We start from the raw sequence: 15,647 nt of genomic DNA, 5'->3' as shown, positions 1-15,647 counted from the left end.
ACTTGCCTGGACACCTTCTTATCGGAAGCCCCCCCTGTAAGAGAGTGTTATGACGCGGAAGGCCGGCATGCCTTAAGGGTCTACAGGCTTGGGATGCGCATTTTCATATTTTCCATGTATAATAGAAGAAATCATTCAAATAGGAGCTAGGAAATGAAAAAGCTAGGAAGAAACGATCTATGTCACTGCGGAAGCGGGAAAAAGTACAAAAGATGTTGTCTTGAAAGAGATGAACGCACGGTATACGGTAAAGTCATCCAGTTCCCTGGTGCGAGAGCAGCAGAGCCTAAGCTACAGGTCGATCAATTGCGGCAGATGATTAACGACAAGCTGGGATGGATGGACTGGAACGCTGATGAGCATCGTGAGCTTGCAGAGTCTGTGTTTCCTCAAATCTGCCGGGATTACGAATTGCAGGATGATCAGCAGCTGTTTCAAGTGTTCAGCCTTCTGATGGTCTGGAACAGCTTCTCCCGAGAAGCCAATCCGAAGTACCGCAAACAGGGCGGATATGCAAGTGCGTTAGAATATATAGTAACTTCATCGCTTAACATTTCAACAACGAAGTCTGATATCGCGAAGAAGCATGAGGTTTCCGTTGCTACATTGACCCGCAACAGCGGTCAGATTCAAGATTTCATGGATGGCGTAGCTGCATCCGGTGACGACGCGAACGTCGAGGATGAGGAATCCGATAGCGAAGTGGACAAGGACTTGTCCTTGGGACGCTAGCACTGCCAAAGTGAAGCTTCATAGTATTGAGTGCGGCATTTGCGCATTCGGTTTCATAGCTGTGACCGCCCCCAAGTGTGGCGGTCATTTTGCGTTAATCACCCAGTCGAATTCAAAGATGTTTATACAAGTTAATCCTATGTGGTGGATTAATCAGTTTGTGATATGATTTAAAAGAGAAACGGTATTCAACGACAATAAGTTGGAGGTTGTGGCTATGACAAAGGATAAACAATTAACCAAACTTATTAGGCTGACTGGCGAAAGAGCAAGACTTGAGGCCAAAGTAAATGAATCTTATGTTGTATATAAAGATGATTTTGGCAAACTGGTAAGGGAGTATTCTAATGGGGAGAAGGAATATGTCTCGGGAAAAGACAGTTGAACCAACAACGATGTTTGTTTTTGCCGGAAACAACGGGAGTGGGAAGAGTACGATTCGTAATCTCATCATCGACCGAATTGGGGTGAGTGTAAATATTGATCCCGATGCACTGGCTAGGCGTCTGAGCCCGGAGCAACCTGAATCAGCCCGCGTTTCAGCAGGAAAAGAGGCAATAAAATTAGCTCGAGAATGCCTACAATTTCAACGGGATTTCTCCATAGAAACGATCTTAATGTTGAACGAGTAGCCGGCAGAGTTCGTAATGGGGGTCATCACATCCCTGCCAAAGATATCATGCATCGGCATCATTCTTCTATGCAAAATCTTCTCCAATACTTGGGCCTGGTTGATCATCTACTAGTGATAGATAATAGCGCACTAAGTGGAGAAATTGTTCTGGAAGCAGAATTCGGGATAATTAAGCATAGGGAAATTAATTTGCCGAATTGGGTTTTACCTATCGTTAATCAACTGAAAGCGTTGGAAAATTAAATCAAAAAAATTGTACTAAACAAATACCATACGCTCAAGCCGCTCCCATTCAAACGGAGCGGTCATTTTGCGTTAATCCATAAACCGGCGTTTCCGTAAGGCTGCTATCCGACCTAGGCTGAAGCTTTGCGTGAACCCGTCAGCAGCCAGCCCAATGCAATGCCGTATAACAGATGACCTGCCAGCCAGAATAGGAGGGCAGCGAGGTCAGTTAACTCCGGCGTACGGTTAGACAAAACGGTAGTCGGATACAGGAGCAGTCCTACGGCCAGACATACCAAGGAAACCCAAGACAAGCTTCTCCCCCGAGGCCAGTTCTTTGATTTCAGAAAGATGGCTAGAAGAATGCTCAGCAGGACGGAGATGACGAGGTGCAGCGCAAACTCGATCAGTTCAGGAAGCTTCAGCTCCTTCAGAACGGGCACGTAATCGACGTTCAGGAGCAGCGTATAGATCTTCAGCGTGGTGATATGCTCGATAATCTTGAGGAACAGCCCGAGAAGAATGCCCGCCGCGATGCCTGCCCAGACCGGCCCGTTCAACCTGAATATACTCCACATGAACAACGCCCCCTTTTTTTGTTCATTGTATAATACCTGTCGATCCGATGTGAAACGAACATTCGCTGTACAACATTGGAACGAATCGAGCGAGTACGAGGGCAGGCAGATAAAGGTGAATCCCCCTTTCCGCTCTTCCTGAAGCCGCCTGGCGAGGTGAGGAAGAGCTGGCTCTCCTCCGGCGAAGAAAGCAAACCTTGAAGGCTGCCGGCAGCTCAGCTATGCAAGAGTCATCGGCTTAGCGTACAACCCAATCTTGTTTAGAAATTGTATAGTTCGGTCCTATATTCTAGTTCTATAGACTTATACAGTGGAGTGATAGGATGACAGACGAGTATTTTGACGAGATGCGCAAGTTCGGCCACGAGGATGAGATGAGGTACCGGATATTGATGCGAGGGGTAAAGAACCTGCTTGAACAACGAAAACGTGAAAAGTCCAAGCTGTTCAAAGTACTCCCGCATCGCCAAAGGAAAAAAGTCCTGCGTGTAGGCAAATGGTCATGATGTATCGATAACGGAGCAGTAGTGAGCAATGGCAGACAGATCCATGTTTTAGACTTATTCCAAATACAGTGACTGCCCTGATGGCTAGGGTGGTTTTTCTTTGGGTCGGCATGTTTCCAGAACGCACTTGTCGGTTGTTGTTTCCAAAATGATGGACGGGTGGCTAGCCGATTCGTTTAACAGATGATGTGCTGCCGTTCCGGCTGCCATATGTCTTGGTTTGCGAAAACCTGTTTTAGATAATAGCACCTATACTGCGAGAAAAGCCCAAATTAAAAAAACGGCCCCTCCCGCTTGAATGCGGAAGGGAGCCGACTCTATTACATGTATGCTACACCGGTGCCAGTTCAGGGGTGGGCGGTGTTGTTGGTTGTTTTGGTTCCGCTGCTTCTTGCTTGACGGCTGAAGGCCGGCGCATGCCTTTTCCGCGCGGGACGCACATCGGGGTCCCGTACAACGGGTCCGGAATAATCTCGCACGGCAGTTGGAACACGGTTTGCATCAGCTCGGAATTAATGATTTCTCCCGGTGCGCCCTTGGCCTTGATGCTTCCATCGCGAATGGCGACGATATGATCGGCATAGCGGCAGGCCAGATTGATATCATGCAGCACCATGATAATGGTCCGTTGTTCTTGAACATTTAATTCATACAGCAGATCCAGTACTTCGATCTGGTGGGTTAAATCCAGATAGGTGGTTGGTTCATCAAGCAAAATGAGCGGCGTCTCTTGTGCCAGCGTCATCGCGATCCAAGCCCGCTGGCGTTGGCCGCCGGATAACGAGTCAACCGTACGGTCAGCCAGTTCAGTCAAACCTGTAGATGCCAGCGCCGCCGTGACGGCTTCCTCATCCTCGCGTGACCATTGACGAAGCCAGCTCTGGTATGGATAGCGTCCTTGCTTTACCAGCTGCATCACTGTCAATCCTTCCGGGGCGGTAGGTCCCTGAGGCAAAATAGCGAGCTTACGCGCCACGTCCTTCGTGGACAAGCTTGCGATATCGGCTCCGTTTAGTACAACCGAGCCACGCTGCGGTTTCAGCAGCCTGGCCATGGAGCGCAGCAAAGTGGACTTGCCGCAGCCGTTGCTGCCGATAAACACGGTGATTTTACCTATTGGCACGGTTAAATCCAGATTTTCGAATATAAAGTCTCCCCCATAGGACAGACCCAATCCCTTTGCTTCCAGCGTATTCATGACGCCAGCTCCTTTCGGTTCTAGAATCGATTGCGGTTACGATACAGCAAGTAGAGGAAGAACGGCGCGCCGATCGCGGCGGTGAATACACCTGCCGGCACGTCGCGCGGCAGAAATGCCGTCCGTGCTACCAGGTCGGCGACAAGCAGTAGAATCGCACCGATCAGTGCGCTGACCGGCAGTACGCTTCCGAAGTTGGGCCCCACCAGCCTGCGAGCCATGTGCGGTGCCATCAGACCGATGAAGGCGATGGCGCCGCCGATCGAGATGGCAGCTCCGGCCAGAGCTACACTAAGTCCGATTAGAATCAGACGCTGCTTCTGAACCTGGGCGCCTGTGCTGCTGGCAACGTCGTCTCCTAAGGCTTGAATGTTCACATTGCGGGCTTGCAGCCAAGTAAGCGGTAGAAGTACCGCAATCCAAGGCAGCAGAGTCATAACGTCCTTATCCCAGGACATGCCGTAAATGCTGCCTGCCATGAAGGTAAGAGAGCGGTCGGCCAACTGCAGCGGTCCGGATATGATCAGCATATAGGAGATTGATTTGATGGCAGCCGATACTCCGATACCGATCAAGACAAGCCGCAGCGGCGATACGCCATTCTTCCACGCAAGCATATACAGCAGTCCGGTAATGAAAAAAGCACCGAGGATGGCGAATAGCGGCATCCAATGGATCGATACGGTGCCTGTGAATATGAAGATGAAGAGAACCGCTCCAAGCGATGCTCCCTCCGTTATGCCGATGACATCGGGGGAGGCCAGGGGATTGCGGATGACGCCCTGCAGAATAGCCCCCGCCACCGCGAGAGCGGCGCCGATCAGCACGGCGATAATAATTCGGGGCAGCCTCAGCTGCATGACGATGACCTGCTCCATGGGCGGAGCATTGCCGAACAATGCCCTTATGACATGAAGCGGTGAAACAACCTGGCTTCCCGTTCCTGTGCTAATAATCATGGCGGCGATGCAAAGCACGAATAGGATCAGGCATACCCATAGTGTTCTTCTCTCCAGCATAAACGATACTTTCGCGTTCCTGGAGCGGAATATGCGGTGTTTACTCATTGTGCTCGTCTTCCTTTCCTGGCTATGTACACGAAGAACGGCACGCCGATGATTGCGGTCATCACGCCAACCGGGACTTCCTTCGGCATGGCAATATATCGGGAACCGAGATCGGCCGTCACCAGCAGAAGTGCGCCCAGCACCGCGCTGTAAGGCAGAATCCAGCGATAATCATTTCCTATTAAATACCGAACGATATGCGGGATGATGATTCCGACGAATGCGATGGGTCCCGCAGCGGCAACGGAACCTCCAGCCAGCAATATAACGGCCGCTGCCGCTAACAGCTTAATGAGGGCTGTTTTTTGCCCAAGGCTCTGGGCGATGTCGTCACCCATGGAGAGGGCGTTCAGATGACGGCCCAGCAGGAGTGCAGCCAGCATGCCAACGGTCATGTACGGCCACACGGCTGCGAGTTGGTTCAAATCGCGTCCGGCTACCGAACCGACCAGCCATACCAGCACCTGGTCGAACATTTTGCCGTCGGAGAGCATCAATCCCTGCGTCAGGGAATGGAAGAAGGCGGCTATGGAGGCACCTGCGAGGGTGATTTTTACCGGCGTCATGCCGTCCCTGCCGATGCTGCCCAGGAAAAACACAATACCGCCGCTTACCGCGGCTCCGATCAGCGCGACCCAGGTAAGGGATTGAAGTCCGCTGATACCCAGCCAACCCGCCGACATAATAATGAAGAAGGCCGCACCGGAGTTTACGCCCAGTGTGCTGGGCGATGCAATCGGATTGCGCGTGATGACTTGCATGAGCGCACCCGCAACAGCCAGGGATGCTCCTACGGCAAGTGCAATGAGCGCCCGGGGCAGTCTTGCTGTGAGAATGATCAGATGATCGTTGCTCCCGTTGAAGTGAGTGAACGATTCCCATACCTGATGAAGAGGTATGTTCGTTACTCCAAATGCGATGCTGCCCATGACGGCAGCAGCCAGCGCCAACAGCGATATGAATAGTCCGAATACGCGCATATATACTCACTTTCTTAAGTCCATGAATAATTAAGTTCATATGAATTTTAGGTGAAGGGACCCCATCTGTCAATGAGCTTGATAATCATTCTCATAAATATCTTGATATTTTTCATGAAACCCTTTATAGTTTTGAATCAGTGATTGATAATGATTTTCAAGTAGAGGGATATGACACAAGGGGGATTTAGATAGGAATGGGAAAAAAAGTGGCGCATAAACCAACGAGAGGCCCCAAATTTAGCTTGCTGGCTCTCATCATGATTGTGATTCTTGCCGGGTGCGGAGCAAGCCCAGCAAAAGAAAATGCAAACAACGCGGGCAGCGACACAACGAAAACCGCAGAGGGCAACAGCGGCGCTGCAGCCGGCGGCGAATCGTATGAAGTTACGCATGCCATGGGGACGGAGACGATCAAAGGAACGCCTCAAAAGGTTGTTGTCCTTACGAACGAAGGAACCGAGGCGCTTCTCGCATTGGGCGTGAAGCCTGTAGGTGCCGTTAGATCCTGGACAGGGGACCCTTGGTATCCGCATATTAAAGACCAGATGGAAGGCGTTACCGTTGTCGGGGAAGAGAGCCAGCCGAACATCGAGCTGATCGCCGGCCTGCAGCCGGACCTGATTATCGGCAACAAGATGCGTCAGGAGAAAGTATACGAGCAATTGAAGGCGATCGCGCCGACTGTTTTTGCTGAGGATCTGCGCGGCGAGTGGCAGAACAATTTTGAGCTGTATGCCAAAGCGCTGAACAAGGTATCCGAAGGCGAAGAGCTATTGGCTGCATACGACAAGCGGATTCAGGATTTCAAAGAGAAGGCCGGAAGCAAGCTGGACGAGACCGTCTCCGTGGTCCGTTTCATGGCTGGCAAGACACGTGTATACCACACCAATACGTTCTCGGGCGTTATTTTCGATAAAATCGGCATCGCTCGCAACGACATGACCAAGAACGCCAAGGACGCTTTCGTTGACGAGATCACGAAGGAGCGTTTACCTGAGGTTGAAGCCGACAGACTGTTCTACTTCACTTATGAAACCGGGGATGGCGGAGCCAACCAAACCGAGCAGGAATGGATCAACGATCCGCTGTGGAAAAACCTGAACGTCGTTAAGAACGGCCAGGCCCACAAAGTGGACGATGCCATCTGGAATACAGCAGGCGGCATCCTGGCAGCGAATCTGATGATTGACCAGCTTCAGGAGTTTTACGGCATTCAGTAATGAATGAAGACGAATGCAGCAGGCTAGTATTGTCGTATAGCGGATGATGCTAGGAAAAAGCAAAAAAGGAGGCATTCCAAAAGATCTTAGATCTTGAGGGACGCCTCCTTTTTTGTATCGCAGCGTCGGCAGTATCGCAGCGTCGGCAGCAACGCAGCGTCGCTAGCGACGCGCGTAGGTAGTATCGCGTGTAGGCAGTATCACAGCGTCGGCAGTATCGCAGCGTCGGCAGCAACGCAGCGTCGCTAGCGACACGCGTAGGTAGTACCACTACGTTGGCAATCACAGCCTAGCCAACATCGTCGCATTGCAGCGTGGTCAGCATAGCCAACATCGCCGACCGCATAACAGCGTCGGCAGCATCGCCGCTATGCTGCGTGGCCAGTATCACTGCGTGTGCAGCACCACCGCCTCACCGCTTATGTAGCTACGTGCACACCACTCACCGGCACAGCTTTGCCAGCTCCGTTCTTCGTACCGCTTCCCCTGACCTGTTAACGGACACCAGTTCCCTTATTTGCCTGATTCGGTCCCAATTCTTAAAACTAACGGACATAGGATCCCTTATTACCGCAAAAAGGTGCCTATTTGCCATCATATTCTAGAAATAACGTATCTGGTGTCCGTTAGCTCTCGAAAATTACGCCTTTTCAGCTAAATAACGTATCCTCAGTCCGCTTGCCCTCGAGCAGTAGCATCAATCACTGCTGTAGTACCAATACCAGCAGTAGCCCAAGATCAGCAGTAACACCAATCCCAGCAGTAGTACCAAGATCAGTAGTAGCACCAATACAAATAGTAGCCTCAACACCTGTAGTTAGCACCAAGGCCACCTGTTAACGGACACCAGTTCCTTTATTTGCCTGATTCGGTCCCAATTCTTACAACTAACGGACACAGGATCCCTTATTACCGCAATAAACTGCCTTTTTGCGCCTATATTCTATGAATAGCGTATCTGTTGTCCGCTAGCACTCGAAAATAACACCCATTTGGCTAAATAACGTATCCTCAGTCCGCTTGCCCTCGAGCAGTAGCATCAATCACTGCTGTAGTACCAATACCAGCAGTAGCCCAAGATCAGCAGTCGCACCAATACAGCAGTAGCACCAATCCCATCAGTTGCACCAAGACCAGTTAGTCTCACCAAGATCAGTAGTCGCACCAAGATCAGCAGTAGCCTAGAAGTAGCACCAAGTCCAGCAGTGCCTCAATCCCAGCAGTTAGCACCAAGGCCACCTGTTAACGGACACCAGTTCCTTTATTTGCCTGATTCGGTCCCAATTCTTACAACTAACGGACACAGGATCTCTTATTACCTCAATAAGGTGCCTATTTGCCATCATATTCTATGAATAGCGTATCTGGTGTCCGCTAGCACTCGAAAATAACACCCATTTGGCTAAATAACGGATCCTAAGTCCGTTTGCCTCGAGCAAGTCGCATTAAGACTAGTAGCCGCATCAAGATCAGTAATAGCACCAATCACAGCAGTAGCAACAAGACAGCAGTCGCACCAAGCCCAGCAGTAGCCTCAATCCCAGCAGTCGCATCAAGCCCAGCAGTAGCCTCAATCCCAGCAGTCCAAGCCCAGCAGTAACTCCAAGCCCAGCAGTAACTCCAATCCCAGCAGTAGCACCCAGCCCAGCAGTAACACCAAGCCCAGCAGTAGCCTCAGCTACATACTCTGTGTTCCCTCGGTTTCTACCTCTAAACCATAGCTACTCTGAGTTACCCGGTCCCTACATCGATTATAATCGACAGCCATCCAAGCATACCCCTTGGAACCGAACCACCCATGATGTTCTCCCTGAAATAACGCTTTTGCTTCACTTCACCTTGTTACGAAATCTTCACCACGATTTCAGCTCCGGCAACATAGGTCATTGCCTTCATGTAATCCGGGTCCTGGGCTCGTCGTTCCATCTCCTCGGGCGTCAGGTCCTCCATTCGCGTCTGAATCCACCATAAGTTGCCGAACGGGTCCCGTACCCGTCCCACCCGGTCGCCGAAGAACAAACTCGTTGGCTCCGTCACCGAGACGGCTCCTGCGGCGAGCGCTTGCTGGTAAGCGGCGTCGCAATCCTCAACATATAAGCGGAGGTACGCCGGGCTATCCGGCCATTCCGGCTTCGCATCAAACATCATCACGACGGCATCTCCGATTCGCACCTCGGCATGGCCGATGACACTATCGCCAACATAGACGCGGGCTAACTCTTCGGCTTGAAAAGCCTGCTCCAGGAATTCAATCAGCGCTGCGGAGTTTCTTGAGATAATCCATGGTGTCACGGAGGTGTAGCCCTCCGGAATGGGTTTAACCGCTTTTGATGGGTTCGTCATAAATAAGCTCGCTCCTTTAAACTTCATTTATTTGAATAACGTTTATGTACTCATTATGTAGGGGAATACATGACAGCCGAGCGTCAGTGATTCTGAAACAAGTTTGGGGCAGCCGGCGATTTTATCTCGCGAAAAGAATACTGCCACCGTACAACATCATGATCAACCGGTTACGGGAAGATTCCGCAAGTGGGGTTCTGTCCGCGAACCGTTAACGTTTGACAGCATCTACAAACCTATGTACAGTATTAGACAAAAGAATAGGAAGTCCACTAGGGGAGCCGTTAGCGGCTGAGACAGGAGCGTATCTTGGACCCTTTGAACCTGATCTAGTTCGTACTAGCGTAGGAAAGTGGAGCCTTCGTATATAAGGTCTTGGTGCGTTTTTGGCGCACTCGGGCTTGTTGACGAAGCCGCTCCAGTTTTCGGGGCGGCTTTTTAGCGTTGCCTGGAAAGTCGTGTCTTATGGACTTCCTGCTCTTCAATATGTTGGAGGTGGGGACAAAAATGAGTTTTACGCAAGAGCTCCGTCAGCAGGCGGGAGACATTTTTCAAGCAATCTTCGACCATCCCTTTGTAAAAGGCATTGCCGAGGGGAAACTGGAGCGGGAACAGCTGATTCACTACGTGAAGCAGGATTTTGAGTATTTGAATGCCTACATGCGGATCTATGGAATTGCCATATCCAAATCGAGCAGCCGGGAAGAGATTGCAACCTTTAACGAACAAATCTCATTTATCCTGCACAGCGAGGTGCATCCGCATCAAAATTTCTGCACAGCCGCAGGGGTGACTTACGAAGAGCTCCAGGGGTATCCGCTGGCTCCGTCCGCACATCATTATATCCGTCATATGCTCACGGTTGCGCATGAGGGCAGTCTGGGCGAGATTATGGCCGTACTGCTGCCTTGCCCGTGGACCTACCTGGAGATTGGCCGCAAGCTGCTGGATGAAGTGAAGCCGGATGAATCCCATCCGTTCTACGATTGGATTTATTTCTACGGCAACCGGGGGGAAGACGCGACAGCCAAGTTCTGCAGCCGTGTCGATGAATGGGCGGAGCATGCGACGGCAGCCGAGCGAGAACGGATGAAGGAGCATTTTATGCTGAGCTGCCAGCTGGAGTATATGTTTTGGGATATGGCTTATAAGCAGGAGGAATGGCCGGTGCCGCTGCAGGCTGCGGTGCTGTAAGGAGACCTAACTAGCTCATAAATTCCAATATAGCGAAGAGAGGCTGATTCATATGCATACATGGGAAAAAGAGGTTTCGGCGCTTTTAACAAAAGTGCGGCAGACGAGCCCCCTCGTTCACAACATGACGAACGTGGTGGTTACGAATTTTACGGCTAACGGCTTGTACGCGCTGGGCGCGTCGCCGGTCATGGCTTACGCGCCGGAGGAAGTGGCGGATATGGCCGCCATCGCGGGCGCGCTCGTATTGAACATCGGCACGCTGAACCGCGAGCTTGTGGATGCGATGATCATAGCCGGACAATCGGCGAACGCACACGGCGTGCCGGTCCTGCTGGACCCGGTCGGTGCGGGAGCGACCCGTTTTCGAACGGAGTCGGCGCTGCGGATCCTAAGCGAGGTGAAGGTATCGTTCGTGCGCGGGAATGCGGCTGAAGTCGCTCACCTTGTCGGGGAGGCCCGCGAGATCAAAGGCGTAGACGCTGGCAACAGCACGGGCAGTGATCATGCCGAGCTGGCCGTGCGGGCTGCGCGCGAATTAGGCACGATCGTGGCCATTACCGGTGAAGAGGACGTGATTACCGATGGAAACGAGGTACGTATCATTACCGGCGGGGATGTTCTGCTCACGAAGGTGACCGGGGCAGGGTGCCTGCTGACCTCGGTGCTGGGTGCCTTTGCCGCAGTAGAAGCAAACCTGCTGCTTGCCGGTACGGCGGGCCTGGCCTTCTACGGGGCCGCGGCGGCGAGAGCTGCAGAGCGAACCGCGGACCAGGGACCGGGAAGCTTCCAGATTGCTTTCCTGGATGAGCTGGCAAAGCTTCAACCAGGCTCGCTGGAGGGCTATGCCGCTGTCCGGGAAGCGGAAGCGTCCGCTGCAGGTGGCGCACGATGAGCAAGTCTCACGTTCCTCGGGCACTGACGATTGCGGGGTCTGACAGCGGCGGCGGTGCCGGCATTCAAGCCGATCTGAAAACCTTCCAGGAGCTTGGGGTATACGGCATGTCAGCGATTACGGCGATCACGGTGCAGAATACATTGGGGGTTCAAGGCGTTTATCCGCTGCCTCCCGAAGCAGCTGCTGAGCAGATTGAAGCGGTTGGCTCGGACCTCGGAGTCGATGCATTGAAGACAGGCATGCTGTTCAATGCCGAGATCATTCGCCTGGCTGCTGACCGGATCCGGGCATTCGGCTGGGAGAAGGTCGTTGTGGATCCCGTGATGATCGCCAAGGGCGGAGCAGAGCTGCTGCAAAGCGAAGCGGTGCAGGCTTTAAAAGAGGATTTGCTGCCGCTGGCGTTAATTGTCACCCCCAATATACCGGAGGCCGAAGTATTGGCGGGGATGCGTATCCGCACGAAGGAAGATCGGAAGGAAGCGGCGAGACGTATCCAGGATCTGGGGCCCAAGATCGTTGTGATCAAAGGCGGCCATGACGAGGGAATGACCGGCAGCGGTGAAATTGCGGATCACGAAAGAGACAGGGGATCAGCTATGGCGGCGGGTACGCAGCAGGAAGAGTTGTCTCAGTCCGAAAGTACGTATGGCCAAACAAGAACCGCCAGCGATAACGGGGAGTTTAATGAGGGACGCTCCCCCATGATCAAGAATGATGACAGATTCGGTAACTCCGACAGTCCTCCGGTGATGGACCTTGTATACGATGGTATCGCCTTTACAGAATTATATGGACAAAGAATTCATACCGTTCATACGCATGGTACCGGCTGTACTTTCTCTGCGGCCATTACCGCAGGCCTGGCCCAAGGCTTGAGGGCATTCGATGCCATTCAGAACGGGCGCATATTCATCCAGGCGGCCATTGAGGACGGCTTAAACCTGGGACAGGGACACGGCCCAACAAATCATTGGGCGTATCGTCGCCGGCATCAGGAGGTGCTGCGATGACGAGCAGAGTGACACCCGAGATGATGAGGCAGCATCTACGGATGTACCTCGTACTTGGCAGCGTGAATTGCAGCGTCGAGCCAAGCCGGGTCGTGCAGGATGCATTGGCTGGCGGCACGACCATGGTCCAGTTCCGCGAGAAGGGACAGGGCGCACTTGTTGGCGAGCCGATGATTCGGCTGGCCCGCCGTATCCAGGCCGAGTGCCGCAAAGCAGGCGTGCCCTTCATCGTCAATGATGATGTGGAACTGGCACTGAAGCTGAACGCCGACGGCGTGCACATCGGCCAGGACGATGAATCTGCGGCTTCGGTACGTGAACGGATCGGCAATCGGATTCTGGGCGTCTCGGCCCATTCTGTTGAGGAAGCCAGGCGCGCCATTCTCCACGGTGCCGATTATCTTGGCATCGGGCCGATCTATCCGACCCGCTCGAAGGATGATGCCAAGGCTGCGCAAGGCCCGGCGATTCTTCGAGAAATGCGCGAAGCTGGAATCCATCTGCCGATTGTAGGAATTGGCGGGATTACCGTGGATCGCGTGGAGGAAGTGATGGGAGCGGGTGCGGATGGCGTCGCCGTGATATCCGCCGTGACGGGAGCGAAGTCGGCGCGAGAGGCTGTGGAGGCTTTTATAGGAAAGATACGCTGTGCAACCGAACGAATTTTTTAAAATGTAAGAGGATCATGATAAGGATCATGATAAAGGATCATGAACAAGAGTGTCGAATTTCTTCGGCACTCTTTTTTTGTTTACGTCAGATTTTATATTACTGTATATGTTCAGCTTATCCCTCAACATGCCATTCTTTGGGTCCATTCTCGCGTTTCATCTCAGATCAGATTGCCATAGCGACCCGGATATGATATACGTAGGACAATGTACCTGCTCCACGAATAGTGAGCTCTCCAAATAAGTTGAATAGGAGATCGGAATGAATAATAGGCAAAAAGTGATTTTTCGTAATTTGTTAATGGAACCGAACCGGCTGTGGCTCGTTCAGGATCTGGCGGATCAGACCGAGTGCTCGGAGAAGACGATCCGAAACGATCTGAAGGTGATTGAAGAATATATAGTTCAGCACTCCAGTGGCCATCTGGTGAAAAGGCCGGGACTTGGCGTATATCTGGAGATCGGAGAAGCGGATCAGGCTAATTTATTCCACCGCTTGTATTCCAACGAGAGTACCACCGAGAATGAAACCGATGAGGAAAGGGTGCTGCACCTGGCCTATCGGCTCTTGATGAACGCGAAGCCCGTAACCCTGCAGAACCTGGCTTCACCGTTTTATGTGAACAAGGCAATTATCCGTCGGGATATGGAAAAGATTGAGGACTGGCTGCGCAGCTTTGATCTGAGCTTAATGACGAAACAGCGTGTAGGTTTCATGATTGAGGGCACGGAGAAGAACAAACGGATGGCGCTGGCGCGGTTGAACCAATTGATCAACCGTCCGGAGTTGACGGGACAGATGATGCGTAATCAGTATGAACCGCATGAGATTGCAACCGTATACAATGAATTGAAGGCGTTGCAAAAGCAGCATCAGCTCCGCTTCACCGATGAAACCTTTGAAAGCCTGATGCTGCATATTCTGCTCATGGTCAAACGGACCAAGCTGGGACAGCCGATTTCGCTCTCCGAGCAGGACATGGCCTTTTTGGAGAACAAAGCGGAATTTGAATGGGCGATAGGCTTTTTGAAGCAGCTGCAAAAGCTGTTCGCTGTACCTTTTTCCAAGGAAGAAACCGCTTATCTAACCCTGCACCTGCTTGGCGGGAAGTTCCGATACACGCAGGAGGACGGAGGCGCTGGGCGGAGCGATCTGGCAGACAGCCACCCCCTTCTGCCCCAATTGGTTGAACAACTGATTCGGCGGATGTCGGAGCTGAATATGATCCCTTTTTCCAAGGACCAGGTATTATTGAACGGGTTGAAAGTGCATTTGTACACGACCATGAACCGTCTCCATTACGGTCTGGCTGTGTCCAATCCGATGCTGGCTGAGATCAAAAAGATGTATCCCTATATGTTCGATCGGGTCATCATGGCACTTGAAGAAGTAGGGGGAGCGCTCCATCTGTACTTTCCCGAAGAGGAAGCCGCATATTTGACGCTGCATTTTCAGGCGTCTGTGGAACGGCTTCACCAGAATGAAAGCCACCCTCAGAAGGTCATTATTGTGTGTCACATGGGCGTTGGGATGTCCCAATTGCTTCTCGCGAAGGTGGAACGGAGATTCCCGTCCGTGCATGTAGAGGCAACGATGTCGAAAGCGGAAGTGCAGGATTATTTGGCTGCTCATGAGGTGGATCTTGTCATTACGACCGTTGATCTGCCCAAGCTAAAATCACCACATATCCTCGTCTCCCCTCTGCTCGAGGCCAGTGACGAGCGGAAGCTGGAGCAAGCGATCCGGCGGATCGATGAGCCGGACAGCAGGACGGCTGAGGAATCGGTCTTTTTGAAATACACGACTCCTTTTCTGGTCTTTCCTCAGCAGGAGGTAAAGCGTCCAGAACAGTTAATCGCCAAGTTTGCTCAAATGCTGGAGGACAAAGGGTATGTCGAGGCAGGGTATACGGAAAGTGTGCTGGATCGTGAGCATATGTCTGCTACGACGATTGGGGGTGGCATTGCCATCCCTCATGGCAGCTCGGAGCGGGTTAAACAGTCCTGCATCGTTGTTGTGACTTTGAAGCAGCCGATTCCCTGGGGAACCGAGAAGGTAGAGCTTGTGTTCTTGCTTGCGGTTAAACATGATGAGCGGAAAGAGATGCGGCAGCTGTTCAGAGAATTGTCGCTGATCAGTGAGCAGCCGGCTTTAGTCAGTGCGTTGACTAAGGAGACGGATGTGATGCGATTGCTGAGTACGTTGAAAGGGTAACATTAGTATTAGAAACCGTGATTAGTATTAGAAACTGTGAAGATGAAGCAGGGCGGTATACGTCCTGTTTTTTACATTTTTCGGGGTACTTACAAAGTATTTGGAAAACATCGCAGCATAGGCTCCGCTATGTGGGATATTTTATTGCGAAATAAACCTGTTTTTCCGGAAGT

At 52.0% G+C, this 15,647-nt stretch carries 15 protein-coding genes and 1 riboswitch; of the genes, 10 read left to right on the top strand and 5 right to left on the bottom strand.

Annotation, left to right across the window (positions count from 1 at the left end; genetic code table 11):
- Positions 1–153 precede the first annotated feature (153 nt).
- The 3 genes from M4D81_RS05120 (at position 154) to M4D81_RS34675 (ending at position 1,364) form a co-directional block, all read left to right on the top strand.
- A complete protein-coding gene (locus M4D81_RS05120) occupies positions 154–732 on the top strand; it encodes a YecA family protein (protein WP_071221327.1) in 579 nt (192 codons plus the stop codon).
- Between the two features lie 217 nt (positions 733–949).
- Complete coding sequence (locus M4D81_RS05115; protein WP_194541151.1) at positions 950–1,117, top strand: hypothetical protein; 168 nt, start codon at positions 950–952, stop codon at positions 1,115–1,117.
- Entirely contained in the window at positions 1,095–1,364 is a 270-nt protein-coding gene (locus tag M4D81_RS34675; protein ID WP_311200608.1) for a hypothetical protein, read from the top strand. The genes M4D81_RS05115 and M4D81_RS34675 overlap by 23 nt, the downstream gene beginning before the upstream one ends.
- Before the next feature lie 358 nt (positions 1,365–1,722).
- Here the strand turns inward: M4D81_RS34675 and M4D81_RS05105 are convergent, their stop codons facing one another.
- Entirely contained in the window at positions 1,723–2,169 is a 447-nt protein-coding gene (locus M4D81_RS05105) for a hypothetical protein (RefSeq protein WP_260064800.1), read from the bottom strand.
- Positions 2,170–2,492: 323 nt separating this feature from the next.
- Between M4D81_RS05105 and M4D81_RS05100 the strand changes: the two genes are divergently transcribed.
- On the top strand, positions 2,493–2,675 hold the full coding sequence (locus tag M4D81_RS05100) for a hypothetical protein (RefSeq protein WP_260064798.1): 183 nt from the start codon (positions 2,493–2,495) through the stop codon (positions 2,673–2,675).
- Between the two features lie 331 nt (positions 2,676–3,006).
- Here M4D81_RS05100 and M4D81_RS05095 read toward each other — a convergent pair whose 3' ends face one another.
- From M4D81_RS05095 to M4D81_RS05085, 3 genes are read right to left on the bottom strand one after another with little or no spacing between them, the layout of a single operon-like run.
- Positions 3,007–3,873, bottom strand: coding sequence for an ABC transporter ATP-binding protein (locus M4D81_RS05095; RefSeq protein WP_260064796.1), 867 nt, complete (start codon positions 3,871–3,873; stop codon positions 3,007–3,009).
- A gap of 20 nt (positions 3,874–3,893) precedes the next feature.
- On the bottom strand, positions 3,894–4,940 hold the full coding sequence (locus M4D81_RS05090; RefSeq protein WP_260064794.1) for a FecCD family ABC transporter permease: 1,047 nt from the start codon (positions 4,938–4,940) through the stop codon (positions 3,894–3,896).
- Positions 4,937–5,920: a FecCD family ABC transporter permease gene (locus M4D81_RS05085; protein ID WP_260064793.1), complete on the bottom strand. Its 984-nt coding sequence runs from the start codon at positions 5,918–5,920 to the stop codon at positions 4,937–4,939. Before M4D81_RS05085 ends, M4D81_RS05090 begins: the two co-directional genes overlap by 4 nt.
- A 197-nt stretch (positions 5,921–6,117) precedes the next feature.
- Here M4D81_RS05085 and M4D81_RS05080 point away from each other — a divergent pair, with 197 nt between their 5' ends.
- Positions 6,118–7,143 carry an ABC transporter substrate-binding protein gene (locus M4D81_RS05080; protein ID WP_260064791.1) on the top strand — a complete coding sequence of 342 codons (1,026 nt, stop codon included), beginning with the start codon at positions 6,118–6,120 and terminating at the stop codon, positions 7,141–7,143.
- 1,842 nt (positions 7,144–8,985) lie between these two features.
- Here the strand turns inward: M4D81_RS05080 and M4D81_RS05075 are convergent.
- The gene (locus M4D81_RS05075) at positions 8,986–9,486 is read right to left on the bottom strand and encodes a VOC family protein (protein ID WP_260064789.1); all 501 of its coding nucleotides are present in this window, start codon (positions 9,484–9,486) and stop codon (positions 8,986–8,988) included.
- Between the two features lie 264 nt (positions 9,487–9,750).
- Positions 9,751–9,854, top strand: a riboswitch (TPP riboswitch).
- 139 nt (positions 9,855–9,993) lie between these two features.
- On the opposite strand from M4D81_RS05075, the gene tenA reads away from it, so the two are divergent.
- The 5 genes from tenA (at position 9,994) to M4D81_RS05050 (ending at position 15,474) form a co-directional block, all read left to right on the top strand.
- On the top strand, positions 9,994–10,680 hold the full coding sequence (tenA, locus tag M4D81_RS05070; RefSeq protein WP_260064788.1) for a thiaminase II: 687 nt from the start codon (positions 9,994–9,996) through the stop codon (positions 10,678–10,680).
- Between the two features lie 52 nt (positions 10,681–10,732).
- Positions 10,733–11,575, top strand: a complete 843-nt coding sequence (gene thiM, locus M4D81_RS05065; protein WP_260064787.1) for a hydroxyethylthiazole kinase — start codon at positions 10,733–10,735, stop codon at positions 11,573–11,575.
- On the top strand, positions 11,572–12,588 hold the full coding sequence (gene thiD / locus M4D81_RS05060; protein ID WP_260064786.1) for a bifunctional hydroxymethylpyrimidine kinase/phosphomethylpyrimidine kinase: 1,017 nt from the start codon (positions 11,572–11,574) through the stop codon (positions 12,586–12,588). The genes thiM and thiD overlap by 4 nt, the downstream gene beginning before the upstream one ends.
- A complete protein-coding gene (thiE, locus tag M4D81_RS05055) occupies positions 12,585–13,259 on the top strand; it encodes a thiamine phosphate synthase (RefSeq protein ID WP_260064785.1) in 675 nt (224 codons plus the stop codon). Before thiD ends, thiE begins: the two co-directional genes overlap by 4 nt.
- A 262-nt stretch (positions 13,260–13,521) precedes the next feature.
- On the top strand, positions 13,522–15,474 hold the full coding sequence (locus tag M4D81_RS05050) for a BglG family transcription antiterminator (RefSeq protein ID WP_260064784.1): 1,953 nt from the start codon (positions 13,522–13,524) through the stop codon (positions 15,472–15,474).
- Positions 15,475–15,647: the final 173 nt, after the last annotated feature.

It is taken from the genome of Paenibacillus sp. p3-SID867 (assembly GCF_025142895.1).
Classification (GTDB): domain Bacteria; phylum Bacillota; class Bacilli; order Paenibacillales; family Paenibacillaceae; genus Paenibacillus_AQ.
This window is presented reverse-complemented; position numbering and strand designations above follow the sequence as displayed.

Excerpts from the sequence above, each read along its gene's own strand:
- thiD (WP_260064786.1), top strand. The coding sequence starts at position 11,572 with ATGAGCAAGTCTCACGTTCCTCGGGCACTGACGATTGCGGGGTCTGAC.
- M4D81_RS05075 (WP_260064789.1), bottom strand. The coding sequence starts at position 9,486 with ATGACGAACCCATCAAAAGCGGTTAAACCCATTCCGGAGGGCTACACC.
- M4D81_RS05115 (WP_194541151.1), top strand. The coding sequence starts at position 950 with ATGACAAAGGATAAACAATTAACCAAACTTATTAGGCTGACTGGCGAA.
- M4D81_RS05120 (WP_071221327.1), top strand. The coding sequence starts at position 154 with ATGAAAAAGCTAGGAAGAAACGATCTATGTCACTGCGGAAGCGGGAAA.
- M4D81_RS05100 (WP_260064798.1), top strand. The coding sequence starts at position 2,493 with ATGACAGACGAGTATTTTGACGAGATGCGCAAGTTCGGCCACGAGGAT.
- M4D81_RS34675 (WP_311200608.1), top strand. The coding sequence starts at position 1,095 with ATGTCTCGGGAAAAGACAGTTGAACCAACAACGATGTTTGTTTTTGCC.
- thiE (WP_260064785.1), top strand. The coding sequence starts at position 12,585 with ATGACGAGCAGAGTGACACCCGAGATGATGAGGCAGCATCTACGGATG.
- tenA (WP_260064788.1), top strand. The coding sequence starts at position 9,994 with ATGAGTTTTACGCAAGAGCTCCGTCAGCAGGCGGGAGACATTTTTCAA.
- M4D81_RS05085 (WP_260064793.1), bottom strand. The coding sequence starts at position 5,920 with ATGCGCGTATTCGGACTATTCATATCGCTGTTGGCGCTGGCTGCTGCC.
- M4D81_RS05090 (WP_260064794.1), bottom strand. The coding sequence starts at position 4,940 with ATGAGTAAACACCGCATATTCCGCTCCAGGAACGCGAAAGTATCGTTT.
- M4D81_RS05105 (WP_260064800.1), bottom strand. The coding sequence starts at position 2,169 with ATGTGGAGTATATTCAGGTTGAACGGGCCGGTCTGGGCAGGCATCGCG.
- thiM (WP_260064787.1), top strand. The coding sequence starts at position 10,733 with ATGCATACATGGGAAAAAGAGGTTTCGGCGCTTTTAACAAAAGTGCGG.
- M4D81_RS05050 (WP_260064784.1), top strand. The coding sequence starts at position 13,522 with ATGAATAATAGGCAAAAAGTGATTTTTCGTAATTTGTTAATGGAACCG.
- M4D81_RS05095 (WP_260064796.1), bottom strand. The coding sequence starts at position 3,873 with ATGAATACGCTGGAAGCAAAGGGATTGGGTCTGTCCTATGGGGGAGAC.
- M4D81_RS05080 (WP_260064791.1), top strand. The coding sequence starts at position 6,118 with ATGGGAAAAAAAGTGGCGCATAAACCAACGAGAGGCCCCAAATTTAGC.